Genomic DNA, 24418 nt, shown 5'->3' with positions numbered 1-24418 from the left:
GCCACCCTTACTTCTTCTTGGTTTCCTTGATAACCACCACTTCGTCCGAGTACCGAACGCCCTTGCCCTTATAGGGCTCCGGCTTGCGGTATGCACGAACTTCGGCAGCGACCTGGCCAACCTGTTGCTTGTCGGCCCCCTTGATCAGGATTTCGGTCTGGGTCGGGCATTCCACTTTCACACCAGCCGGCATCTTGTGCGCGACCGGGTGGGAAAAGCCCAACGACAGGTTCAGCACATCGCCGGCGGCCTGGGCGCGGTACCCCACGCCGACCAGCTGCAGCTTGCGCTCGAAACCCTTGGAAACACCAGTCACCATGTTGTTGATGTTGGCACGCATGGTGCCCCACATGGCAGCTGCGTTAGCGGCGCCTTCAACCTTGGAAACCTGGACGTTCTGACCTTCGACGGAAATCGTCACGGACGGATGCGTAATTGCCTTCAGGGTACCCAGCGGGCCCTTGACGGTAATTTGATCGCCGATGGAGACTTCAACGCCTGCCGGCAAAACGATGGGATTCTTACCAATACGAGACATCGTTATCCCCTTATGCCACGATGCAAAGAACTTCGCCGCCGACCTTGCTGGCGCGAGCCTTGCGATCAGTCATGACGCCCTTGGGGGTCGACACGATGGCGACGCCCAAACCGTTCATGACGCGAGGAATGTCTTCGCAACCCTTGTAGATACGCAGACCAGGCTTGGAGACACGCTCGATGCGCTCAATGACCGGACGACCGGCGTAATACTTGAGTGCGATATCGAGGGTCGGCTTGCCATCAGCCTGACGAACTGCGAAATCATCAACGTAACCTTCATCCTTGAGCACGGCAGCGATAGCCACCTTGACTTTGGACGAGGGCATGGAGACAGACGCCTTCTCGGCGAGCTGGGCGTTGCGGATGCGAGTCAGCATGTCCGCGATCGGATCGCTCATAGCCATTTCTGAATCTCCTTTTACCAGCTGGCTTTAACAACACCCGGAACTTCGCCATTGAAGGCCAGTTCGCGGATCTTGTGACGGCACAGACCGAACTTACGGAAAACACCACGCGGACGACCAGTCAGCTGGCAACGATTGCGCAGACGAGACGGGCTCGAATTGCGCGGCAGGGCCTGAAACTTCAGACGGGCAGCGTAACGCTCATCGTCAGACAGGCTCGCGTTGTTGAAAATCGCCTCGAGGGCAGCACGCTTCTTGGCGTACTGAGCCACAAGCTTGCGGCGCTTTTCTTCACGGTTGATCAGAGCAAGTTTTGCCATGATTGCCTCAATTCTTGAACGGGAACTTGAACGCCGCCAACAGAGCCTTGGCTTCTGCGTCGGTTTTCGCGGTCGTGGTGATGCTGATGTTCATACCCCGCAGAGCATCGATCTTGTCGTACTCGATTTCCGGGAAAATGATCTGTTCTTTAACGCCCATGTTGTAGTTGCCCTGGCCGTCGAAACCCTTGCCAGACACCCCACGGAAGTCGCGAACTCGCGGCAGCGCAACAGTAACCAGACGATCCAGGAACTCGAACATACGCGGACCACGCAGCGTGACCATGCAACCGATCGGGTAGCCATCACGAATCTTGAAGCCAGCAATAGACTTGCGAGCCTTGGTCGTCACCGGCTTCTGACCTGCAATCTTCTGCATGTCGCCAACGGCGTTTTCGAGAACCTTCTTGTCAGCCACCGCTTCACCGACACCCATGTTCAGGGTGATCTTGGTGATGCGCGGAACTTCCATCACGGACTTGTAACCGAACTGCTTGCTGAGATCAGCAACCACGGTTTCTTTGTAAAACTCTTGCAAACGCGCCATGTCCGCTCCTTATGCGTTTACCAGTTCGCCGTTCGACTTGAACACGCGAACCTTGCGGCCATCCTCGAGCGCCTTGATGCCGACACGGTCAGCCTTCTTGGTCGCCGGATTGAACAGCGCAACATTGGAGATATGAATCGGCATATCCTTATCGACGATGCCACCCGCCACACCCTTTACGGGGTTCGGCTTGACGTGCTTCTTGGCACGATTGACACCCTCGACGAGCACATGCTCATCATCGACACGACGCAGCACGGTACCGCGCTTGCCTTTGTCTTTACCGGTAATCACGACGATTTCGTCGCCTTTACGAATTTTTTCCATGGCCAGTCCTTACAGCACTTCAGGAGCCAGGGACACGATCTTCATAAAGCGCTCGGTACGCAGTTCGCGGGTTACCGGGCCAAAGATGCGCGTGCCGATCGGCTCGAGCTTGTTGTTAAGAAGAACGGCGGCATTGCCATCAAAGCGAACCAGCGAACCATCGGGACGACGAACGCCCTTGGCGGTACGAACCACCACGGCATTGTAAACATCGCCCTTTTTGACGCGGCCACGCGGGGCAGCATCCTTGATGCTGACCTTGATGATGTCACCAATGCCAGCATAGCGGCGCCTGGATCCACCGAGCACTTTGATACACATTACTGAACGTGCGCCGGTGTTATCGGCGACATCCAGAGTCGTCTGCATCTGAATCATTTAAATTAACTCCAACTTAATCCACTTGCGCGGTCAGTCTTGGAACCCGTACGGGTTGAACAACTTCGCAAACCCTCAGGACGAGGGCCGCAAAAAAGAAGCCGGATTATACCGGCTTCTTTGATGACTACGCAAGCATTTTAAGAAACTTTCGTTATACAACGATCGCCTTCTCAAGAACGCTCGTCACTGCCCAGGTCTTGGTGCGGGAAACCGGACGGGTTTCGACGATCTCGACGAGATCGCCGGCCTTGGCCGAATTGCCTTCATTGTGGGCGTGATACTTCTTGGAACGAACCATCACCTTGCCGTACATGGGGTGCTTGACCTTGCGTTCGACGAGGACGGTAACCGTCTTTTCCATCTTGTCGCTGACAACGCGACCGACGAGAGTACGTTTGATACTGGTGGTTTCGCTCATTGCTGCACCGCCTTTTCACGGATAAGCGTACGAACGCGAGCGATGTCGCGACGCACCTTGGACATTTGGCTGGTATTGGACAGCTGCTGGGTAGCGAGCTGCATACGCATACCGAACTGGGCCCTCAACAGGTCCAGCAATTCCTTGTTGAGCTCGTCCACGCTCTTGGTTCTCAATTCACTAGCTTTCATGATTACCCCAGATGACGAGTCACGAAGGTGGTGGCAATCGGCAACTTGGCAGCAGCGAGAGCAAATGCTTCGCGGGCCAGGGCTTCATTGACACCATCCATCTCATAGAGCACTTTGCCCGGCTGGATTTCAGCAACCCAGTACTCCGGGTTACCCTTACCGTTACCCATACGAACTTCGGCCGGCTTCTTGGAAATCGGCTTGTCCGGGAAGATACGGATCCAGATGCGACCGCCACGCTTGATGTGACGGGTCATGGCACGACGGGCAGCTTCGATCTGGCGAGCCGTCAGGCGGCCACGACCGGTTGCCTTGAGGCCCCACTCACCGAACGACACCTTGGTGCCACGGGTAGCCAGACCTTCGTTGCGCCCCTTGTGTTCCTTGCGGAACTTGCGGCGATTTGGTTGCAGCATGTTAAGCACCTGCCTTTCTTGCGCCCGGCGCACCAGCACCATCAGCCTTCTTGACGGTACGGGTACGCGGCTTGTCGCCTTCCGGCTTGCCCGGTGCACGACGCGGACGACGATCATCGGCCACCGGCTCGACAACTTCCGGCTGCTCGTTACGATCCAGCATGTCGCCCTTGTAAACCCAGACCTTGATACCAATGATGCCGTAGGTGGTCAGCGCTTCAGAGGTTGCGTAGTCAATGTCGGCGCGCAGGGTGTGCAGCGGCACACGACCTTCACGATACCATTCGCTACGGGCAATTTCAGCACCGTTCAGACGGCCGGCGCTCATCACCTTGATGCCCTGGGCACCGAGGCGCATGGCATTTTGCATGGCGCGCTTCATGGCACGACGGAACATGATGCGCTTTTCGAGTTGCTGAGCAATCGAATCGGCGATCAGTTGAGCATCGATTTCCGGCTTGCGGATTTCTTCGATCGACACATGGACGGGAACGCCCATGATGCGCTGAAGATCCGTACGCAGCTGCTCGATGTCTTCGCCCTTCTTGCCGATCACCACACCCGGACGAGCCGAATAGATGGTGACGCGGGCATTCTTGGCCGGACGCTCGATCAGCACACGACCCACAGAGGCGTGCGCCAGCTTGCGCTTGAGATACTCACGAACCTTGATGTCTTCGTTGAGCATCCCCGGGAAGTCCTTGCTGTTGGCGTACCAGCGCGAACCCCAGTTCTTGGTGACTGCCAGGCGGAAGCCAGTCGGATGAATTTTCTGTCCCATGGCTCTTCCTTAGTTACCAACGGTCAGATAGATATGGCAGGTCGGCTTGATGATCCGATTGCCACGACCCTTGGCGCGCGCGGTGAAACGCTTGAGCACCATGCCTTTTTCAACGTAGATGGTTTTCACCGTCAGTTCGTCGATATCAGCACCATCGTTGTGCTCGGCGTTGGCAATTGCCGACTCCAGCACTTTCTTGACGATACCGGCGCCCTTTTTGGGGCAGAAAGCCAGGATGTTCAGAGCCTGGCCAACCGGCTTGCCGCGCACGAGGTCCGCAACCAAGCGGCCCTTTTGCGCAGAGAGGCGTACGCCTCGCAAATTTGCACGAGTTTCCATGTCAGCTCCTTACTTCTTGGCCTTCTTGCCGGCGGTGTGACCCTTGAACGTACGGGTCAGCGAGAACTCGCCGAGCTTGTGACCGACCATATTTTCGGTAACGAACACCGGAATATGTTGCTTGCCGTTGTGCACCGCAATCGTCAGGCCGATGAACTCGGGGAGGATCGTCGAACGACGCGACCATGTCTTGATCGGGCGCTTGTCGCTGGTGGCGCGGACTGCTTCGACCTTGTCGATCAGATGCGCATCAACAAACGGGCCCTTTTTGAGAGAACGTCCCATTTCCTACCCCTTAACGCTTGTGACGGCGCTGAACGATCATGCTGTTCGTGCGCTTGTTGCTGCGGGTGCGGTAACCCTTAGTGGGCTGACCCCACGGATTGACTGGCACGCGACCTTCGCCGGTACGACCTTCACCACCACCGTGGGGGTGATCAACCGGGTTCATGGCAGTACCACGAACGGTCGGGCGAATACCACGCCAACGCATAGCACCGGCCTTGCCGTACTTGCGCAGATTGTGCTCTTCGTTGCCAACTTCACCGATGGTGGCGCGACATTCGACATGCACGCGACGCACTTCGCCGGAGCGGAGGCGGATCTGGGCATAGGAACCTTCGCGAGCCAGCAGCTGGACGGAAGTACCGGCCGAACGCGCAATCTGCGCACCCTTGCCAGGCATCATCTCGACGCAGCAGATGGTCGTACCAACCGGAATATTGCGGATCGGCAGAGCGTTACCCGACTTGATCGGCGCTTCCGAACCACTCATGATCGGCTGACCAACTACCATGCCCTTGTTGGCAATGATGTAGCGGCGCTCGCCGTCGGCGTAGCACAACAGGGCGATATTGGCAGTACGGTTCGGATCGTATTCCAGGCGCTCAACCTTGGCCGGAATCCCGTCCTTGTTGCGCTTGAAATCGATAACGCGATAAGCCTGCTTGTGACCGCCGCCTTGATGGCGAACGGTGATACGGCCATTGTTGTTACGACCGGCATTACCGGACTTGGCTTCTACCAGGGCGGCAAACGGCTTGCCTTTGTGCAGATTGGGGTTAACCACCTGAACAACGGCACGACGCCCCGGGGAAGTCGGCTTGACTTTAACGAGGGCCATTAAGCATTCCCCCCTTCAACAAAGTTGAGTTCCTGGCCCGGCTTGAGGCTCACATAGGCTTTCTTCCAGCCCTTGCGACGACCAACCGCACCCTTGAAACGCTTGACCTTGCCCTTGACGTTGGCGACTTGAACAGCGCCCACTTCAACCTTGAACAGGAGTTCAACGGCAGCCTTGATTTCCGGCTTGGTGGCATCGGAAGCAACGCGGAAGATTACCTGATTGTGCTTGTCAGCAACGTAGGTAGCCTTCTCGGAGATTTGCGGTGCGAGCAGCACCTGCATCAGACGCTCTTGATTCATCCCCACATCTCCTCGAACTTGGCCACGGCGTTCTTGGTCACGAGGACCTTGGCGAAGCGAACTAGGGAAACCGGATCGGCTTCCTGAGCTTCCAGCACCAGAACGTTGGGCAGGTTGCGCGACGAGAGATAAAGATTTTCACTCAGCGCGTCGGTGATGACCAGAAGATTGCCTTCGAGACCCAGATCCTTCAGCTTTTGCGTGAAAAGCTTGGTCTTCGGCGCATCGACGGACAGATCGTCGATGACGACGAGGCGGTCCTGGCGGGCCAACTCGGAGAGAATCGCAGCCATGCCGGCGCGGAACATCTTCTTGTTGACCTTCTGGCTGAAATTCTCTTCCGGAGAATTCGGGAAAATACGACCGCCCCCACGCCACAGCGGGCTGCCATTGCTACCAGCACGGGCACGACCCGTACCCTTTTGGCGCCACGGCTTGGTGGTGGTGTGACGGACTTCGGAGCGATCCTTCTGCTGACGGTCACCGGAGCGTGCGTTGGCCTGATAGGCGACGACGATCTGATGAACCAGCGCTTCGTTGAAATCGCGACCGAACAGCACGTCGGAAGCCTGCAGCTTGGCAGACTCCTGGCCTTGTTCGTTAATTACCTTGAGTTCCATGTCGCCCCCTTAGCCCTTGACTGCCGGACGTACGACGACGTCAGAACCCTTGGCGCCAGGAACGGCACCCTTGACCAGCAGCAGCTGGCGGTCAGCATCAACGCGAACAATCGTCAGTCCCTGCATGGTCGACTGAACGTCACCCATGTGACCGGCCATGCGCTTACCCGGGAAAACACGACCCGGATCCTGCGCCATACCGATGGAGCCCGGCGCGTTATGCGACAGCGAGTTACCATGGGTTGCACGGTTTGAACTGAAATTGTGGCGTTTGATACCACCCTGGAAACCCTTACCGATGGAGCTACCGGTCACGTCAACCTTTTGCCCTTCGGCAAAAATGGTGACGGCAACCTGGTCGCCCGCCTTGAAAGTGGCGAGCTGATCAGCACCGATCAGGAATTCCTTGAGCACATGCCCGGCTTCGACACCCGCCTTGGCCAGATGGCCAGCGAGGGGCTTCGAAACACGAGAGGCACGGCGCTTGCCGAATGCGACCTGAATGGCTGAGTAGCCATCGATCTCCGGCGTTTTTACTTGGGTCACTCGGTTGTTAGACACGTCAAGCACAGTTACCGGAATGGACGCGCCATCCTCGGCAAAAATGCGAGTCATGCCAACCTTGCGACCAACAAGGCCTAGACTCATGGTTATTCTCCTCATCGCCGGCTGCGATTGGCCGGTCGATGTAAAACAACAAATGGGCAGCCGTCGCCGGCCACCCCCGAAAGGCGCGGATTATATCCGCTAACCCTTATTACTGCAACTTGATTTCGACGTCCACGCCAGCCGGCAGATCCAGCTTCATCAGCGCATCAACGGTCTTGTCAGTCGGATCAACGATATCCATCAAACGCAGATGGGTACGAATTTCCAGCTGATCACGGGAAGCCTTGTTGACGTGCGGCGAACGCAGGATGTCAAAACGCTGTTTGCGGGTCGGCAGCGGCACAGGACCGCGGACAACTGCACCGGTACGCTTGGCGGTTTCAACAATTTCCTGAGCGGATTGATCGATCAGGCGATAGTCGAAGGCCTTGAGACGGATACGGATTTTCTGGCTTTGCATTTTTGGCTTCCAAAGAGCGATGGGGTGAAGCGAACCTCACCCCGAATTTTTAAAAGAACGAATTACTCGATGATCTTGGCAACGACACCGGCGCCGACGGTACGACCGCCTTCACGGATGGCGAAACGCAGACCTTCTTCCATGGCGATCGGAGCGATCAGCTTGATGGTCATGGCGATGTTGTCGCCAGGCATAACCATCTCGACGCCTTCCGGCAGATCGATGGAGCCGGTCACGTCGGTCGTACGGAAGTAGAACTGCGGACGGTAACCATTGAAGAACGGGGTGTGACGGCCGCCTTCATCCTTCGACAGGATGTACACTTCCGACGTGAAGTGGGTGTGCGGCTTGACCGAACCCGGCTTGCACAGAACCTGACCACGCTCGACGTCTTCACGCTTGGTACCACGCAGCAGCGCGCCAACGTTGTCGCCAGCCTGACCCTGATCGAGCAGCTTGCGGAACATTTCAACACCGGTACAGGTGGTCTTGACGGTCGGGCGGATACCAACGATTTCGATTTCTTCGCCAACCTTCACAACACCACGCTCGATACGGCCGGTCACCACAGTGCCGCGACCCGAGATCGAGAAGACGTCTTCAACCGGCATCAGGAACGGCTGGTCAATCGCACGTTCCGGGGTCGGAATGTAGGAGTCCAGGGCATCAGCCAGACGGAAGATCGACGGCTCGCCGATTTCAGACTGGTCGCCTTCGAGGGCCTTGAGGGCCGAACCGTGAATGATCGGGGTGTCGTCGCCCGGGAAGTCGTACTTGGACAGCAGCTCGCGCAGTTCCATTTCGACCAGCTCAAGCAGCTCAGCATCGTCAACCATGTCGCACTTGTTCATGAACACCAGAACGTACGGCACACCAACCTGACGGGCCAGCAGAATGTGTTCGCGGGTCTGCGGCATCGGGCCGTCAGCAGCCGAACAAACCAGAATCGCGCCGTCCATCTGGGCAGCACCGGTAATCATGTTCTTGACGTAGTCAGCGTGACCCGGGCAGTCAACGTGAGCGTAGTGACGATTCGCGGTTTCGTATTCAACGTGGGCGGTATTGATCGTAATACCGCGGGCCTTTTCTTCCGGCGCTGCGTCGATTTCGTCATACTTCTTGGCCGAACCACCAAACTTGGCGGACAGAACCGTCGTGATCGCCGCCGTCAGCGTCGTCTTGCCATGGTCAACGTGACCAATCGTGCCAACGTTTACGTGCGGCTTGGTACGTTCAAATTTCTCTTTTGCCATTATCTGTTCTCCAGCAATTACTTCTTGTTAATGACCGCCTCGGCGACGTTCTTCGGCGCTTCGGTGTAGTGCTTGAATTCCATCGAGTAGGTGGCACGACCTTGCGACAGCGAACGCACGGAAGTCGAGTAACCAAACATCTCGGACAGCGGGACTTCGGCCTTGATGACCTTGATGCCGCCAACCTGGTCTTCCATACCCTGGACGATGCCACGACGGGAAGAAAGGTCGCCCATGACGTTACCCATGTACTCTTCCGGCGTTTCGACTTCAACTGCCATCATCGGCTCGAGCAGCGTCGGGCTGGCCTTCTTCATACCTTCCTTGAAGGCCATCGAAGCAGCCATACGGAAGGCGTTTTCGTTCGAGTCAACGTCGTGGTAGGAACCGTCGAACAGCGTGAACTTGACGTCCACCACCGGGAAGCCAGCCAGAACGCCGCTGGTCACTGCATCGCGCAGGCCCTTGTCGACCGCCGGGATGAATTCGCGCGGAACCACGCCACCCTTGATGGCATCGACGAATTCGTAGCCCTTGCCGGCTTCGTTCGGCTCGATCTTGAGCCAGACGTGACCGAACTGGCCGCGACCGCCAGACTGCTTGACGAACTTGCCTTCCTGCTCGACAGCCTTCTTGATGCATTCGCGGTAAGCAACCTGCGGGGCACCGACGGTGGCTTCGACGTTGAATTCACGACGCATACGGTCAACCAGAATTTCCAGGTGCAGCTCACCCATACCGGAAATGATGGTCTGACCAGATTCTTCATCGGTACGCACGCGGAAGGACGGATCTTCCTGAGCCAGACGACCGAGAGCCAGACCCATCTTTTCCTGGTCAGCCTTGGTCTTCGGCTCGACGGCAACGTGAATCACCGGCTCCGGGAAAACCATGCGCTCAAGCGTAATGACCTTGGCCGGATCACACAGGGTGTCACCGGTCGTCGCTTCTTTGAGACCAACGGCAGCAGCGATGTCGCCAGCGCGCACTTCCTTGATTTCTTCACGCTGGTTGGCGTGCATCTGCAGAATACGGCCCAGACGCTCCTTACGACCCTTAACCGGGTTGTAGACGGTATCGCCAGAATTGATCACGCCAGAATAGACGCGGAAGAAGATCAGCTGACCAACGAACGGGTCGGTCATGATCTTGAAAGCCAGAGCCGAGAATGCCTCGTCGTCGGCGGCACGACGCTCGCCTTCGGATTCGTTCTCGAGAATGCCCTTGACCGGCGGGATGTCGACCGGCGACGGCAGCAGTTCGATCACGGCGTCGAGCATCTTCTGGACGCCCTTGTTCTTGAACGCGGTGCCGCACAGCATCGGCTGAATTTCACAGGCGATGGTACGGGTACGCAGACCGAAGATGATGTCGGCTTCCGACAGTTCACCCTCTTCCAGGTACTTGTTCATCAGCTCTTCGGTGGCTTCTGCAGCTGCTTCAACCATCTGCTCGCGCCAGCTGGCAGCATCGTCAGCCAGCTCAGCCGGGATGTCACGAGCGTCGTACTTCATGCCCTGGGAAGCTTCATCCCAGTAGATGGCCTTCATCTTGATGAGGTCAACCACACCCTCGAACTTGTCTTCAGCCCCGATAGGGATGACGATAGGCACAGGGTTGGCCTTGAGGCGAAGCTTGAGCTGATCAACGACGCGGAAGAAGTTGGCGCCGGAACGGTCCATCTTGTTCACGAAGGCCAGACGCGGCACGCCGTACTTGTTGGCCTGACGCCAAACAGTTTCCGACTGCGGCTGGACGCCACCGACCGCACAGTAAACCATGCAGGCAGCATCAAGAACACGCATCGAGCGCTCGACTTCAATGGTGAAGTCAACGTGACCCGGGGTGTCGATGATGTTGATGTGGTGCGGCTGGAACTGCTTGTCCATGCCACTCCAGAAACAGGTGGTAGCAGCCGAGGTAATGGTGATACCGCGCTCCTGCTCCTGCTCCATCCAGTCCATGGTGGCGGCGCCATCATGCACTTCACCGATCTTGTGATTAACACCGGTGTAATACAGGATGCGCTCGGTCGTTGTCGTCTTGCCGGCGTCGATGTGCGCGCTGATACCGATATTGCGGTAGCGCTCGATGGGTGTTTTACGTGCCACGTTAGAGCCCTTTGAAAATTAGAAGCGGAAGTGAGCAAATGCCTTGTTGGCATCAGCCATACGATGCACTTCGTCGCGCTTCTTGACGGCACCACCGCGGTTTTCAGCGGCTTCAAGCATTTCGGCAGCCAGACGCTGGCCCATGGACTTCTCGGAGCGCTTGCGGGCAGACTCACGCAGCCAGCGCATGGCGAGCGCGGCGCGGCGAGCCGGACGAACTTCGACCGGGACCTGGTAGTTGGCACCGCCAACGCGGCGCGACTTCACTTCGACCATCGGACGAACGTTGGCCATAGCGGAGGCGAACACTTCGAGCGGGTCCTTGCCGGACTTGGTGGTGATGATATCGAAAGCGCCATAGACGATACGCTCGGCAACAGACTTCTTGCCGCTTTGCATGATGGCGTTTACAAACTTGGAGACATCGACATTGCCGAACTTCGGATCCGGGAGAATGTCACGCTTGGGTACTTCACGACGACGGGGCATATTGACCTCTATTAAACACGATTCAGTTGAAAAGCCGGGCTAGGGTTTTACCCTCCCGGCCTCTCCCGACCGCCCAAGGGGACGGCCACTTACTTAAGCCACTAATTGAATTAAGCAGCCTTCGGACGCTTGGCCCCGTATTTGGAACGGGACTGCTTACGATCCTTGACACCCTGCGTATCGAGGGAGCCGCGCACGGTGTGGTAACGCACACCCGGCAAGTCCTTGACACGACCACCACGGATCAGGACCACAGAGTGTTCCTGCAGGTTGTGACCTTCACCGCCGATGTACGAAATGACTTCGAAGCCATTCGTCAGACGAACCTTGCAAACCTTACGGAGAGCGGAGTTCGGCTTTTTCGGGGTGGTGGTGTAAACACGGGTACAGACGCCACGCTTCTGCGGGCACTTTTCCAGAGCAGGAACCTTGCTCTTGGCCTTTTCGGCTACGCGCGGCTTGCGCACGAGCTGGTTAATGGTCGGCATATCAAACTTCCTTCAACGGCCGGGCACAGCAATACTGGTACACGACGGCTATTTTGTTATCCAAAGCAGAGACAATGATTAGCCTCCGCCGACAAAGACCATAAATTCTATGGCCGATCAACCCCCTTGTCAACGAGACAAGGGGGCTTCCAACAGACTTACTGGTCCAGCTCGCTGCCTTGCGTTGCGTTTTCTACCACAGCTTCGGCTACCGGAACAGCGGCTGCCGCGAGTTCTTCGCTCGCCACCTGGGCCTTGCGGCTGCGGTGATAAGCCAAGCCGGTACCGGCCGGGATGAGACGGCCGACAATGACGTTTTCCTTGAGACCACGCAGTTCGTCGCGCTTGCCCATGATGGCAGCCTCGGTGAGAACCCGCGTCGTTTCCTGGAAGGAAGCGGCCGAGATGAACGAATCGGTGGACAACGAAGCCTTGGTGATACCGAGCAGCATGTGGTCGAAATTGGCCGGAATCTTGCCATCGGCAATCGCCCGGTCATTTTCGGCCAGCAATTCGGCACGTTCGACCTGTTCGGACTTGATGAACTTCGTATCACCCGGTTCGGTAATGGCGACGCGACGCAGCATCTGACGGACGATCACTTCAATGTGCTTGTCGTTGATCTTGACGCCCTGCAGACGATAAACGTCCTGAACTTCGTCAGTGATGTAGCGGGCCAGCGCCTCGACGCCCTGCAGACGCAGGATATCGTGCGGATCCGGTTCGCCTTCGACGATCTTCTCGCCCTTGTTGACGACCTGGCCATCGTGCACCAGAACATGCTTGTCCTTGGGAATCAGGTACTCGTGAGCGGTGCCGTCGAGATCGGTAATGATCAGACGCTGCTTGCCCTTCGTATCCTTGCCGAAACCGATGGTGCCGGTGTACTCGGCGAGCACGGAGGCATCCTTCGGAGTGCGGGCTTCGAACAGCTCGGCAACCCGCGGCAGACCGCCGGTAATGTCGCGCGTCTTGGCAGATTCTTGCGGCATACGGGCCAGCACATCGCCAACACCGACCTGCTGGCCGTCGAGCACGGAAATGATCGAGCCAACCTGGAAGGCGATGGAGACGGTGTGGTCGCTACCAGCGACACGGACTTCCTGACCGTTTTCGTCAAGCAACTTGACGACCGGGCGCAGACCCTTGACGGCAGCCTTGCCGCCGCGCTTGTTGTCGATGACGACGAGCGTGGAGAGGCCTGTCACATCATCGACCTGCTTGGCAACGGTGACGCCTTCTTCGACATTCTCGAAGCGAGCGGTACCAGCGTATTCGGTAATGATCGGACGGGTATGCGGATCCCAGGTGGCCAGCTTGGTACCGGCCTTGACGGCCTTGCCTTCATCGACCGACAGCATGGCGCCGTAGGGCACCTTGTGGCGTTCACGCTCGCGACCATGATCATCAACGATCAGCACTTCGCCGGAGCGCGAAATAACGACCTTCTCGCCCTTGGCGCTGGTGACATAGCGCATATTGGAGGTGTAGCGCACGGTACCGGCAGACTTGCCTTCGACCTTGTCAGCGACAGCCGCCCGGGAAGCCGCGCCACCGACGTGGAAGGTCCGCATGGTGAGCTGGGTACCCGGCTCACCAATCGACTGGGCCGCGATCACACCGACTGCCTCACCGGCGTTGACCATGGTGCCGCGACCGAGGTCACGACCATAACACTGGGCGCACAGGCCGTAGCGGGTATCACAGGTCAGCGGGGTGCGAACCTTGACTTCGTCGATACCCAGCTTGTCGATCAGATCGACCAGATCCTCGTCCAGCATGGTGCCAGCGAAGATGATCGATTCCTGGGTTTCCGGATCGACCAGATCATCGACCACGACGCGACCGAGAATACGCTCGCGCAGGGCTTCGATGACTTCGCCGCCTTCGACCAGGGCCTTGACGACAAAACCGTTGCGGGTACCGCAGTCATCTTCGGTAATGACCAGATCCTGCGTCACGTCGACCAGACGACGCGTCAGGTAACCCGAGTTCGCCGTCTTCAACGCCGTATCGGCCAGACCCTTACGGGCACCGTGCGTCGAGATGAAGTACTGGAGAACGTTCAGACCTTCGCGGAAGTTGGTGGTAATCGGCGTCTCGATAATCGAGCCATCCGGCTTGGCCATCAGGCCGCGCATACCAGCCAGCTGACGAATCTGGGCAGCGGAACCGCGAGCGCCGGAGTCGGCCATCATGTAGATCGAGTTGAAGGAGTCCTGCTTGACCTTCTTGCCGTGACGATCGACCGTTTCTTCGTGGCCGAGTTCGTCCATCATGACCTTGGCAACCTGATCGCCGGTACGGCCCCAGATATCGACGACCTTGTTATAGCGTTCGCCGTTGGTCACCAGACCGTTGGTGTACTGGGTTTCGATCTCTTTCACTTCGGCTTCGGCCGAGGCGATGATCTCGTATTTCTTGGCCGGGACGCGCATGTCGTCAGAGCAGAAGGAGATGCCGGCGCGGGTAGCCAGGGCGTAACCGTTCTGCATCAGCTTGTCGGCGAAGACAACCGTTTCCTTCAGGCCGCAGCGACGGAAGGATTCGTCAATCAGCTTGGAGATTTCTTTCTTCTTCAGGGCGCGGTCGATCGACTTGAACGGCAGGCCCTTCGGCAGAATTTTCGAGAGCAGGGCGCGACCAGCCGTGGTTTCGACACGGACCAGCTTTTCAACGAACTCGCCATCGGCAGCCGCCGGCTCGTACTGCTTGAGACGGACGGAAATCCGGGAGTGCACGTCAAGCTGACCAGCCGCCATGGCGCGTTCGATCTCGTTGGTGTCGGCGAAGTACATGCCCTCGCCCTTGCCGTTGATCTTTTCGCGGGTGGCGTAGTACAGACCCAGCACGATGTCCTGCGACGGCACGATGATCGGCTGGCCGTTGGCCGGCGACAGCACGTTGTTGGAGGCCAGCATCAGGGTGCGGGCTTCCATCTGCGCTTCGAGCGAGAGCGGGACGTGGACAGCCATCTGGTCACCGTCGAAGTCGGCGTTGAAGGCCGCGCAAACGAGGGGGTGCAACTGGATGGCCTTGCCTTCGATCAGGGTCGGTTCAAACGCCTGAATACCAAGACGGTGCAGGGTCGGCGCGCGGTTAAGCATGACCGGATGTTCGCGGATGACATCTTCGAGGATGTCCCAAACGACCGGTTCCTGGCCTTCGACCATCTTCTTGGCTTGCTTGATGGTGGTGGCGTAGCCGAGCACTTCGAGCTTGTGGAAGATGAAGGGCTTGAACAGTTCGAGCGCCATGAGCTTGGGCAGGCCGCACTGGTGCAGCTTGAGCTGCGGACCGACCACGATGACCGAACGGCCCGAGTAGTCGACGCGCTTGCCGAGCAGATTCTGACGGAAACGACCGCCCTTGCCCTTGATCATGTCGGCCAGGGACTTGAGGGGACGCTTGTTGGCGCCGGTCATGGCCTTGCCGCGACGACCGTTGTCGAGCAGCGAGTCAACCGATTCCTGCAGCATGCGCTTTTCGTTGCGCACGATGATTTCCGGCGCCTTCAGTTCGAGCAGGCGCTTGAGACGGTTGTTCCGGTTGATGACGCGACGGTAGAGGTCGTTCAGGTCGGAGGTGGCGAAACGGCCACCGTCGAGCGGGACGAGCGGACGCAGGTCAGGCGGCAGGACGGGCAGGACTTCGAGGATCATCCAGTCCGGCTTGATGCCGGACTTCTGGAAACCTTCGAGAATCTTCAAACGCTTGGCCAGCTTCTTGTTTTTGGCTTCCGAGCCGGTCACTTCGAGTTCGGCGCGCAGGGATTCGACTTCAGTATTGAGGTCGAGGTTGCGCAGCAGTTCACGGATGCCTTCGGCGCCCATGAAGGCCACAAACTCGTCGCCGTGCTCTTCCATCATTTCCAGATACTGCTCTTCGGTGAGCAACTGGGCGCGCTGGAGGTTGCTGACCATGCCCGGATCGGTGACGACGTAGGCTTCGAAATACAGCACGCGTTCGATGTCACGCAGGGTCATGTCGAGGACCATGCCAAGACGCGACGGCAGGGACTTGAGGAACCAGATGTGGGCGGTCGGCGAGGCCAGTTCGATGTGACCCATGCGGTCGCGACGAACCTTGGCCAGCGTCACTTCAACGCCGCACTTCTCGCAGATCACGCCGCGATGCTTGAGGCGCTTGTACTTGCCGCACAGGCACTCGTAGTCCTTGATCGGGCCAAAGATCTTGGCGCAGAACAGACCATCGCGCTCCGGCTTGAAGGTACGGTAGTTGATGGTTTCCGGCTTCTTGACTTCACCGTAGGACCAGGAACGGATCTTTTCGGGCGAGGCGAGACCAATGGTAATCGCGTCAAATTCCTCTTCGGCGGTTACCTGCTTGAATAGATCGAGCAATGCTTTCATCGTTTATCTCCCAGCCCTAAATCAGTAACGTTCCAGATCGATATCGATCGCCAGCGAACGGATTTCCTTGACCAGCACATTGAAGGATTCCGGCATGCCGGCATCGATCCTGTGCTCGCCCTTGACGATGTTTTCGTACACCTTGGTACGACCATTCACGTCATCGGACTTCACGGTCAGCATTTCCTGCAGCACATACGATGCGCCGTAGGCTTCGAGCGCCCACACTTCCATTTCACCGAAGCGCTGGCCACCAAACTGTGCCTTGCCGCCCAGCGGCTGCTGGGTAACCAGGGAGTACGGGCCGGTCGAGCGGGCGTGCATCTTGTCATCAACCAGGTGATGCAGCTTCAGGTAGTGCATGTAGCCAACCGTCACCTGACGCTCGAATGCCTCGCCGGTACGACCGTCGAACAGGGTCATCTGGCCCGAGGACGGCATGCCGGCCATGGCCAGCATGGCCTTGATTTCTTCTTCCTTGGCGCCGTCGAACACTGGCGTCGCGAAGGGCACGCCGTTGGTCAGGTTACCGGCCATTTCAAGGATTTCGGTGTCGTTCAGTTCCTCGAGGTTTTCGGCCTTGCCGCTCGAGTTGTAGATCTGATCGAGGAAACCGCGGACTTCCTTGGCGCTCGACTGGGCACGCAACATGGCACCGATCTTGTGACCGAGACCCTTGGCGGCGAGACCGAGGTGCACTTCGAGAATCTGACCGACGTTCATCCGGGACGGCACGCCGAGCGGATTCAGCACGATGTCGACCGGGCTGCCATCAGCCATGTGCGGCATGTCTTCGACCGGCAGGATGCGCGAAACGACACCCTTGTTACCGTGACGACCGGCCATCTTGTCACCCGGCTGCAGGCGGCGCTTGACGGCGACATAGACCTTGACCATCTTCTGCACGCCCGGCGGCAGTTCGTCACCCTGGGTCAGCTTCTTGCGCTTGCCTTCGAAGGCGATGTCAAAGTCCTTGCGGGCCTGCTCCAGGCCATCCTTGACCTGCTCGAGCTGCTGCGCTGCTTCGTCATCGGCCAGGCGAATGTCGAACCAGTGGTGCGGATCCATACCGTCAAGGTAGGACTTCTCCAGGACCGAGCCCTTGGCCAGCTTCTTCGGGCCTCCATTGGCCTTCTTGCCAAGGATCAGACGTTCGACACGGGCAAAAGCGTCGCGTTCGACGATGCGCATCTGGTCAGCCAGATCAAGCTTGTAGTGACGCAGGTGCTCGTCGATGATCGACTGGGCACGCTTGTCGCGCTCGATGCCTTCACGGGTGAACACCTGGACGTCGATAACCGTGCCGGCGATGCCGGACGGCACGCGCAGCGAGGTATCCTTAACGTCAGAAGCCTTTTCGCCGAAGATGGCGCGCAGGAGCTTTTCTTCCGGCGTCAGCTGGGTTTCGCCCTTGGGCGTGACCTTGCCGACCAGCACGTCGGCGGCTTCGACTTCAGCACCGATATAGACGATACCGGAATCATCCAGACGCGACAGCTGCGATTCGCCGAGCGAAGCGATATCGCGGGTGATTTCTTCAGGACCGAGCTTGGTATCGCGGGCGACGACCGTCAGTTCCTCGATATGGATCGAGGTATAACGGTCTTCGGCGACAACGCGTTCGGAGATCAGAATCGAGTCTTCGAAGTTGTAGCCGTTCCACGGCATGAAGGCGATCAGCATGTTCTGACCGAGGGCCAGTTCGCCCTTGTCGGTCGATGCACCGTCCGCCACCACATCGCCCTTGGCGATCAGGTCGCCGACGCGCACCATCGGACGCTGGTTGATGTTGGTGTTCTGGTTGGAACGGGTGTACTTGACCAGATTGTAGATATCGACGCCGACTTCGCCAGCAATCGTTTCGTTGTCATTCACACGGACCACGACACGGGCGGCATCAACGTAGTCAACCTTGCCACCGCGCAGGGCGACCACGGCGGTGCCGGAGTCGACAGCGACGGTGCGCTCGATGCCAGTACCAACCAGCGGCTTTTCCGGACGCAGGCAGGGTACGGCCTGACGCTGCATGTTGGCACCCATCAAGGCACGGTTCGCGTCATCGTGTTCGAGGAACGGAATGAGCGAGGCAGCGACGGAAACGATTTGACCCGGCGCCACATCCATGTATTGAACGCGTGACGGCTCGGCCAGAATGGTTTCGCCCTTTTCGCGGCAGGTCACCAGGTCGTCGGAGAGACGGCCATCGACCAGCGAGGCATTGGCCTGGGCGACGACGTAGTTGCCTTCTTCAATGGCCGAGAGGTATTCGATATCGTTGGTCACCTGGCCGGCATTGACCTTGCGGTAAGCGGTTTCGATGAAGCCGTAGCTATTGACGCGGGCAAACAGGGCCAGCGAGTTGATCAGACCGATGTTCGGACCTTCCGGCGTTTCGATCGGGCAGACGCGACCGTAGTGGGTCGGATGCACGTCGCGCACTTCGAAGCCGGCACGTTCCCGGGTCAGACCGCCCGGGCCAAGGGCCGAGACGCGACGCTTGTGGGTGATTTCCGACAGCGGGTTGGTCTGGTCCATGAACTGCGAGAGCTGGCTGGAACCGAAGAACTCCTTGATCGCGGCGCTGATCGGCTTGGCGTTGATCAGGTCGTGCGGCATCAGGTTATCGGATTCGGCTTGCGACAGACGTTCCTTGACGGCACGTTCGACGCGCACCAGACCGGCGCGGAACTGGTTTTCGGCCAATTCGCCCACCGAACGGACACGACGGTTACCGAGGTGATCGATGTCGTCGATTTCGCCACGGCCATTGCGCAGTTCGACGAGGATCTTGATGACTTCGACGATGTCGCGCGGCGACAGGGTGAGCTGTTCACGCACTTCGATATTGGCGCCAAGCGGCTTGATCTTGGCGGCCAGGGCTTCGGCTTCAGCCTGGGTGACGTTCTCCACCATGGCGCGGGCGCCAAAGGGCATCAGACCAACCAGATCCTGAATGGCCGACAGCGCGAAACCAGAGGCTTCGGCCAGATTCTTCAGGGCAGCTTCAGCCTTGGAGGCCAGGCCCTTGAGCATCAGCTTGTATTCAATGACGTCCGGACGGGTCAGACGACGGTTGAACTTCATGCGGCCAACGCCGGACAGGTCGTAGCGCTCGTCGGAATAGAACAGGCCGTTGAAGAGGATTTCAACCGCTTCTTCCGTCGGCGGCTCACCGGGACGCATCATGCGATAGATGGCGACGCGGGCAGCCTGACGGGTCGCCGTTTCATCGGCGCGCAGGGTGTTCGAAATGAAGGAGCCGCGATCGAGTTCGTTGGTGTAGAGCGTTTCGATCGTGGTGATTTCCGACTCGCGCAGCTTGGCGAGCAGGGTTTCGGTGATTTCGTCATTGGCATTGGCAACCACTTCGCCGGTGCCCTTGTCGATGGTGTTCTTGGCGATGACGCGGCCAATCAGGAATTCGTCGGGCACGGCGATCTGCTTGATGGCAGCCGCGCCGATATCACGAATATGCTTGGCGGTAATTCGCTTGTCCTTGGCAACGATGACCTTGCCATCGGGACCCACGAAATCGAAACGGGCGACTTCGCCGCGCAGGCGTTCCGGAACCAGCGTGAACTCGACCTTGTCCTTGGCCAGCAGGAAGGTGTCGAATTCAAAGAACTGGGCCAGGATTTCCTCGGCCGACATGCCGATGGCCTTGAGCAGCGTGGTGACCGGCATCTTGCGGCGACGGTCGACGCGGAAGAACAGGGTGTCCTTCGGATCGAACTCGAAGTCCAGCCAGGAGCCACGGTAGGGAATGACGCGTGCCGAGAAGAGCAGCTTGCCGGAACTATGCGTCTTGCCGCGGTCATGCTCGAAAAAGACACCCGGCGAACGGTGCAGCTGGGAAACGATGACGCGTTCCGTACCGTTGATCACGAAGGAACCATTGGTCGTCATCAGGGGCATTTCGCCCATGTAAACTTCCTGCTCCTTGACTTCCTTCACGGTATCCGGCGCTTCGCGGTCCATGATGACCAGGCGAACCTTGGCGCGCAGGGACGAGGCAAAGGTCAGGCCGCGCTGCTGGCATTCGGTAACGTCGAAGGCCGGCTCACCCAGCATGTAGCTGACGAACTCAAGGCGGGCGTTGCCGGAATGCGAAACGATCGGGAAGATCGAGGTGAACGCAGCTTGCAAGCCCTCGTTTTTACGCCGTTCGGGAGCGACTTCGTCTTGCAGGAAATCCTTGAAGGACTGCAACTGGGTCGACAGCAAGTACGGAACGTCAAGCACACTGGCGCGCTTGGCGAAGCTCTTGCGGATGCGTTTCTTCTCGGTGAAGGAGTAAGTCATGGTAACTCCGTGAGGATTGAATCAAACGTTGAACCTGAGAAAACAGGCAAACGCAAACGAACTCTCCTCCCCCGGAGGGAAGAAGAAAGTGTCGTTTGCGTTTGCCAGCTGGCGATATTCAAGTTCGTTTTAGGGATCTAGCTAACCTGTCATACAAAGCACAAAAGGGCTGGCGACAAAGCCGCCAGCCCGCTTGCGAAGCGTCGATTACTTGACTTCGACCTTGGCGCCTGCGTCTTCCAGTTGCTTCTTGAGAGCTTCAGCGTCAGCCTTGGAAACACCTTCCTTGACTGCCTTCGGAGCGCCATCAACCAGATCCTTGGCTTCCTTCAGGCCCAGGCCGGTAACGGCACGGACGACCTTAATGACTTCGACCTTCTTATCGCCAGCTGCGTTCAGCATCACGGTGAATTCGGTCTGCTCTTCAACAGCAGCGGCAGCACCACCAGCCGGGCCGGCGACGGCGACGGCAGCGGCGGAAACGCCAAACTTCTCTTCGAATGCCTTGACCAGGTCATTCAGTTCCATAACGGTCAGGGAGCCTACGGCTTCCAGGATGTCTTCTTTGCTAATTGCCATTTCAATAAACTCCTAAATCAGTTCGTATGCGGTAGGGATCAAGCGGCAGCTTCTTCGCGCTGGGTAGCCAGGGCAGCCAGACCGCGGACGAAGCCGGCGACCGGAGCTTGCATGACGTACAGCAGCTTGGAGAGCAGCTCTTCGCGGCTCGGGACGGACGCGAGCGCCTGCACACCAGCCTTGTCGAGCACCTTGCCGGCGTAGGAGCCAGCCTTGAGTACCAGTTTGTCGTTGGTCTTGGCGAAATCGCTAAGGACCTTCGCTGCTGCCACGGGATCGGCGGATACGCTATAAATCAGCGGACCGACCATGTGATCAGCCAGGCCGGCGAACGAAGTGTCCGCGACCGCGCGACGTACCAGGGTATTCTTCAACACACGCAGATAGACGCCAGATTCGCGAGCCTTCTTGCGCAGCACGGTGAGGTCACCGACCTCAATGCCACGGTATTCGGCAATCGCGATGGTCTGGGCGTTGGCTACTTGTGCCGCTACCTCAGCTACAACCGCTTTTTTGTCGTTCAGATTGAGACCCACGGGTCCTTCCTCCTTTCAAGTCATAACACGACGGGAAAAATTTCCCGCCGCACCTACGGCGACCTGAACCAGAAGCTATGCTCCCCGTTGCCGGGTAGCAGAAAATCTTGTTCGGGGACACCGTCTGCGCAGGGTGCTTTCGCGATTAAGCTTCGTTTCCGAAGCGCCTGCGGTCTTTGACGATTCGCTGACGACTGTTTGCACAGCCCTCAGCGACCCAAAGTACTTTTAGCCAACCAGCGTGGCCTGATCGACGCGAACGCCGGGGCCCATCGTGGCAGCAACTGCAACCTTGCGGAGATACTGGCCCTTGGAAGAAGCCGGTTTCGCCTTGTTCAGCGCGTCGATCAGGGCCTTGAGATTGGACTCGAGGCTCTCGACCGAGAAGGAAGCACGACCGATGGTGGCGTGAATGATGCCGGCCTTGTCGGTACGGTACTGGACCTGACCAGCCTTGGCGTTCTTCACGGCGGTGACAACATCCATGGTCACGGTACCAACCTTCGGATTCGGCATCAGGCCGCGCGGACCGAGGATCTGGCCGAGTTGGCCGACGATCTTCATGGCATCCGGGGTAGCGATGACGACATCGAAATTCAGATTGCCAGCCTTGACTTCGGCAGCCAGGTCGTCAAAACCGACGACTTCAGCACCGGCAGCCTTGGCGGCTTCGGCCTTTTCGCCCTGGGCGAAAACGGCAACGCGAACCGACTTGCCGGTACCAGCCGGCAGCACAACGGAACCACGAACGACCTGGTCCGATTTACGGGCATCAACGCCGAGGTTAACGGCGACGTCGATCGACTCGTCGAACTTGGCGGTGGCGGTTTCCTTGGCCAGCGTCAGCGCTTCCTGAACCGGATAGAGCTTGAGCGGGACAACTTTGCCCTGCTGGGCCTTTTGCTTTTTGGTGAGCTTAGCCATGATTACAGACCCTCTACCGTAATGCCCATGGAACGGGCGGAACCAGCGATGGTGCGAACAGCGGCTTCCATATCGGCAGCAGTCAGATCGGGCATCTTGGTCTTGGCGATTTCTTCAGCCTGGGCGCGGGTGATCTTGCCCACCTTGTCGGTATGCGGCTTGGCCGAACCGGACTTGATACCGGCAGCCTTCTTGATCAGAATGGTGGCCGGCGGCGTCTTCATCACGAAGGTGAAGGACTTGTCGGCAAAAGCGGTGATCACGACAGGAATCGGCAGACCCGGTTCGACGCCTTGAGTCTGGGCGTTGAAGGCCTTGCAGAATTCCATGATGTTCAGACCGCGCTGACCCAGTGCCGGGCCGATCGGGGGCGACGGATTCGCCTTGCCAGCCGGCACTTGCAGCTTGATATAACCAATAATTTTCTTGGCCATAATTGCTCCTAATTGATGAGTGGTAGCGCGCTTTCACGGAAATCTATTCCGCTACCGGCGCTCCTCTTGCCGAAACAAAGGGCTTTCGGCTTGCCCTGAAACCAGAATCAGGCTTTTTCGACCTGACCAAACTCGAGTTCGACCGGCGTAGCGCGACCGAAAATGGTCACCGAAACGCGGATACGATTTTTTTCGTAATTAACGTCCTCAACAGCACCATGGAAATCGGTAAACGGACCTTCCTTGACCCGGACGACTTCACCCACCTCGAACAGCACCTTCGGACGGGGCTTTTCAACACCTTCCTGCATCTGCTGCATGATCTTGTCGACTTCCTTTTCGGAAATCGGGGTGGGCTTGGTGGCGGTGCCGCCAACGAAACCGGTGACCTTGGGCGTGTTCTTCACCAAGTGCCAGGAGTCGTCGTCCATTTCCATTTCGCACAGCACGTAGCCTGGAAAGAACTTGCGTTCCGAAATGGCCTTCTGGCCATTCTTCATTTCCACGACTTCTTCGACCGGAACGAGAATCCGACCGAACTTTTCCTGCATGCCAAGACGCTCAATGCGCTCCAAAATTGCGCGCATGACGCTCTTTTCGAAGCCGGAGTAAGCGTGAACAACGTACCAGCGTTTACTCATGATTTCTTCCAGCCCAGGACCAGGTCATAGAGAACCCATTCCAGGCTTTTGTCAGTGAGATACAGGAAGACCGCCATGACCACGACAAAAGCGAAAACCGCCCCGGTCGTCTGCATGGTTTCCTTGCGGCTCGGCCAGACCACCTTCTTGGCTTCGACAACAGCCTCGTTGGCGAACATGAAGAAGCGCTGCCCCGACTCGGTTTTCCAAGCCACGGCAACTGCCAGCGCCAACCCAACGAGGACCGCCAGGACGCGCAAAATCATTGCCTGCTCGGAGAGCAGGTAGAAGCCAGCCACGCCAGCTGCCAGAATAACCAGCGCCAGCGCAAACTTGATCTTGTCAGCCATGAAATTCGCGATCTTTAAAGAGAGTGGCAGGGGCGGAGGGAATCGAACCCCCGACCTACGGTTTTGGAAACCGTTGCTCTACCAATTGAGCTACACCCCTGCGGCAGAAACATCAAAGCGCCGCGGTTGCCCGAGGCGCCTTGATTACAAAAATTACCGA

At 58.1% G+C, this 24418-nt stretch carries 29 protein-coding genes and 1 tRNA gene; all 30 read right to left on the bottom strand.

The genetic code is table 11. The features are described from left to right. Positions 1 to 7: 7 nt before the first annotated feature. A complete protein-coding gene (gene rplF / locus HYN24_RS01670) occupies positions 8 to 538 on the bottom strand; it encodes a 50S ribosomal protein L6 (RefSeq protein ID WP_117607657.1) in 531 nt (176 codons plus the stop codon). Between the two features lie 10 nt (positions 539 to 548). Then, positions 549 to 944, bottom strand: a complete 396-nt coding sequence (gene rpsH, locus HYN24_RS01665) for a 30S ribosomal protein S8 (protein ID WP_117607656.1) — start codon at positions 942 to 944, stop codon at positions 549 to 551. 14 nt (positions 945 to 958) lie between these two features. After that, positions 959 to 1264, bottom strand: a complete 306-nt coding sequence (gene rpsN, locus HYN24_RS01660; protein WP_117607655.1) for a 30S ribosomal protein S14 — start codon at positions 1262 to 1264, stop codon at positions 959 to 961. Positions 1265 to 1271: 7 nt separating this feature from the next. Beyond that, the gene (gene rplE / locus HYN24_RS01655; RefSeq protein ID WP_117607654.1) at positions 1272 to 1811 is read right to left on the bottom strand and encodes a 50S ribosomal protein L5; all 540 of its coding nucleotides are present in this window, start codon (positions 1809 to 1811) and stop codon (positions 1272 to 1274) included. A gap of 9 nt (positions 1812 to 1820) precedes the next feature. Then, entirely contained in the window at positions 1821 to 2138 is a 318-nt protein-coding gene (rplX, locus tag HYN24_RS01650; RefSeq protein ID WP_117607653.1) for a 50S ribosomal protein L24, read from the bottom strand. 9 nt (positions 2139 to 2147) lie between these two features. Then, the gene (gene rplN / locus HYN24_RS01645) at positions 2148 to 2516 is read right to left on the bottom strand and encodes a 50S ribosomal protein L14 (RefSeq protein ID WP_011286097.1); all 369 of its coding nucleotides are present in this window, start codon (positions 2514 to 2516) and stop codon (positions 2148 to 2150) included. A gap of 154 nt (positions 2517 to 2670) precedes the next feature. Continuing rightward, a complete protein-coding gene (gene rpsQ, locus HYN24_RS01640; protein WP_117607652.1) occupies positions 2671 to 2937 on the bottom strand; it encodes a 30S ribosomal protein S17 in 267 nt (88 codons plus the stop codon). Then, on the bottom strand, positions 2934 to 3128 hold the full coding sequence (gene rpmC, locus HYN24_RS01635) for a 50S ribosomal protein L29 (protein ID WP_117607651.1): 195 nt from the start codon (positions 3126 to 3128) through the stop codon (positions 2934 to 2936). The genes rpsQ and rpmC overlap by 4 nt, the downstream gene beginning before the upstream one ends. A 2-nt stretch (positions 3129 to 3130) precedes the next feature. After that, the gene (gene rplP, locus HYN24_RS01630) at positions 3131 to 3544 is read right to left on the bottom strand and encodes a 50S ribosomal protein L16 (protein WP_028994191.1); all 414 of its coding nucleotides are present in this window, start codon (positions 3542 to 3544) and stop codon (positions 3131 to 3133) included. Between the two features lies 1 nt (position 3545). Beyond that, complete coding sequence (rpsC, locus tag HYN24_RS01625) at positions 3546 to 4325, bottom strand: 30S ribosomal protein S3 (RefSeq protein WP_117607650.1); 780 nt, start codon at positions 4323 to 4325, stop codon at positions 3546 to 3548. 9 nt (positions 4326 to 4334) lie between these two features. Beyond that, a complete protein-coding gene (gene rplV, locus HYN24_RS01620; protein WP_117607649.1) occupies positions 4335 to 4664 on the bottom strand; it encodes a 50S ribosomal protein L22 in 330 nt (109 codons plus the stop codon). Between the two features lie 9 nt (positions 4665 to 4673). After that, complete coding sequence (gene rpsS / locus HYN24_RS01615) at positions 4674 to 4949, bottom strand: 30S ribosomal protein S19 (RefSeq protein ID WP_011286091.1); 276 nt, start codon at positions 4947 to 4949, stop codon at positions 4674 to 4676. Between the two features lie 10 nt (positions 4950 to 4959). Next, the gene (gene rplB, locus HYN24_RS01610) at positions 4960 to 5787 is read right to left on the bottom strand and encodes a 50S ribosomal protein L2 (protein ID WP_117607648.1); all 828 of its coding nucleotides are present in this window, start codon (positions 5785 to 5787) and stop codon (positions 4960 to 4962) included. Further along, a complete protein-coding gene (gene rplW, locus HYN24_RS01605; RefSeq protein ID WP_117607647.1) occupies positions 5787 to 6089 on the bottom strand; it encodes a 50S ribosomal protein L23 in 303 nt (100 codons plus the stop codon). Before rplW ends, rplB begins: the two co-directional genes overlap by 1 nt. Continuing rightward, positions 6086 to 6709 carry a 50S ribosomal protein L4 gene (gene rplD, locus HYN24_RS01600; RefSeq protein WP_117607646.1) on the bottom strand — a complete coding sequence of 208 codons (624 nt, stop codon included), beginning with the start codon at positions 6707 to 6709 and terminating at the stop codon, positions 6086 to 6088. Before rplD ends, rplW begins: the two co-directional genes overlap by 4 nt. 9 nt (positions 6710 to 6718) lie before the next feature. After that, complete coding sequence (rplC, locus tag HYN24_RS01595) at positions 6719 to 7357, bottom strand: 50S ribosomal protein L3 (RefSeq protein WP_117607645.1); 639 nt, start codon at positions 7355 to 7357, stop codon at positions 6719 to 6721. Positions 7358 to 7466: 109 nt separating this feature from the next. Continuing rightward, the gene (gene rpsJ, locus HYN24_RS01590) at positions 7467 to 7778 is read right to left on the bottom strand and encodes a 30S ribosomal protein S10 (RefSeq protein WP_028994183.1); all 312 of its coding nucleotides are present in this window, start codon (positions 7776 to 7778) and stop codon (positions 7467 to 7469) included. A 62-nt stretch (positions 7779 to 7840) separates the two neighbouring features. Continuing rightward, positions 7841 to 9031 (bottom strand): elongation factor Tu, encoded by a 1191-nt coding sequence (gene tuf / locus HYN24_RS01585; protein WP_117607634.1) that lies wholly within the window; start codon positions 9029 to 9031, stop codon positions 7841 to 7843. Between the two features lie 17 nt (positions 9032 to 9048). Next, a complete protein-coding gene (gene fusA / locus HYN24_RS01580; protein WP_117607644.1) occupies positions 9049 to 11142 on the bottom strand; it encodes an elongation factor G in 2094 nt (697 codons plus the stop codon). Positions 11143 to 11160: 18 nt separating this feature from the next. Beyond that, a complete protein-coding gene (gene rpsG / locus HYN24_RS01575) occupies positions 11161 to 11631 on the bottom strand; it encodes a 30S ribosomal protein S7 (protein ID WP_117607643.1) in 471 nt (156 codons plus the stop codon). 110 nt (positions 11632 to 11741) lie between these two features. Continuing rightward, the gene (gene rpsL, locus HYN24_RS01570; RefSeq protein ID WP_011286083.1) at positions 11742 to 12119 is read right to left on the bottom strand and encodes a 30S ribosomal protein S12; all 378 of its coding nucleotides are present in this window, start codon (positions 12117 to 12119) and stop codon (positions 11742 to 11744) included. 158 nt (positions 12120 to 12277) lie between these two features. Then, positions 12278 to 16492 carry a DNA-directed RNA polymerase subunit beta' gene (rpoC, locus tag HYN24_RS01565; protein WP_117607642.1) on the bottom strand — a complete coding sequence of 1405 codons (4215 nt, stop codon included), beginning with the start codon at positions 16490 to 16492 and terminating at the stop codon, positions 12278 to 12280. Between the two features lie 21 nt (positions 16493 to 16513). Next, positions 16514 to 20794: a DNA-directed RNA polymerase subunit beta gene (rpoB, locus tag HYN24_RS01560; RefSeq protein WP_117607641.1), complete on the bottom strand. Its 4281-nt coding sequence runs from the start codon at positions 20792 to 20794 to the stop codon at positions 16514 to 16516. Between the two features lie 207 nt (positions 20795 to 21001). Then, the gene (gene rplL, locus HYN24_RS01555; RefSeq protein WP_117607640.1) at positions 21002 to 21373 is read right to left on the bottom strand and encodes a 50S ribosomal protein L7/L12; all 372 of its coding nucleotides are present in this window, start codon (positions 21371 to 21373) and stop codon (positions 21002 to 21004) included. Positions 21374 to 21411: 38 nt separating this feature from the next. After that, positions 21412 to 21909: a 50S ribosomal protein L10 gene (rplJ, locus tag HYN24_RS01550; protein ID WP_117607639.1), complete on the bottom strand. Its 498-nt coding sequence runs from the start codon at positions 21907 to 21909 to the stop codon at positions 21412 to 21414. 228 nt (positions 21910 to 22137) lie between these two features. Then, positions 22138 to 22833: a 50S ribosomal protein L1 gene (gene rplA / locus HYN24_RS01545; protein ID WP_117607638.1), complete on the bottom strand. Its 696-nt coding sequence runs from the start codon at positions 22831 to 22833 to the stop codon at positions 22138 to 22140. A gap of 2 nt (positions 22834 to 22835) precedes the next feature. Beyond that, positions 22836 to 23267: a 50S ribosomal protein L11 gene (gene rplK / locus HYN24_RS01540; protein ID WP_117607637.1), complete on the bottom strand. Its 432-nt coding sequence runs from the start codon at positions 23265 to 23267 to the stop codon at positions 22836 to 22838. Between the two features lie 107 nt (positions 23268 to 23374). Continuing rightward, positions 23375 to 23908 carry a transcription termination/antitermination protein NusG gene (gene nusG / locus HYN24_RS01535; RefSeq protein ID WP_117607636.1) on the bottom strand — a complete coding sequence of 178 codons (534 nt, stop codon included), beginning with the start codon at positions 23906 to 23908 and terminating at the stop codon, positions 23375 to 23377. Continuing rightward, positions 23905 to 24258 (bottom strand): preprotein translocase subunit SecE, encoded by a 354-nt coding sequence (secE, locus tag HYN24_RS01530; RefSeq protein WP_117607635.1) that lies wholly within the window; start codon positions 24256 to 24258, stop codon positions 23905 to 23907. Before secE ends, nusG begins: the two co-directional genes overlap by 4 nt. Before the next feature lie 24 nt (positions 24259 to 24282). After that, positions 24283 to 24358: transfer RNA gene (locus HYN24_RS01525), tRNA-Trp, on the bottom strand. Positions 24359 to 24418: the final 60 nt, after the last annotated feature.

Source organism: Dechloromonas sp. HYN0024, from assembly GCF_003441615.1.
Taxonomy (GTDB): domain Bacteria; phylum Pseudomonadota; class Gammaproteobacteria; order Burkholderiales; family Rhodocyclaceae; genus Azonexus.
Note: the sequence above shows the minus strand (reverse complement) of the source record. Positions and strands in the feature narration are given on the sequence as shown.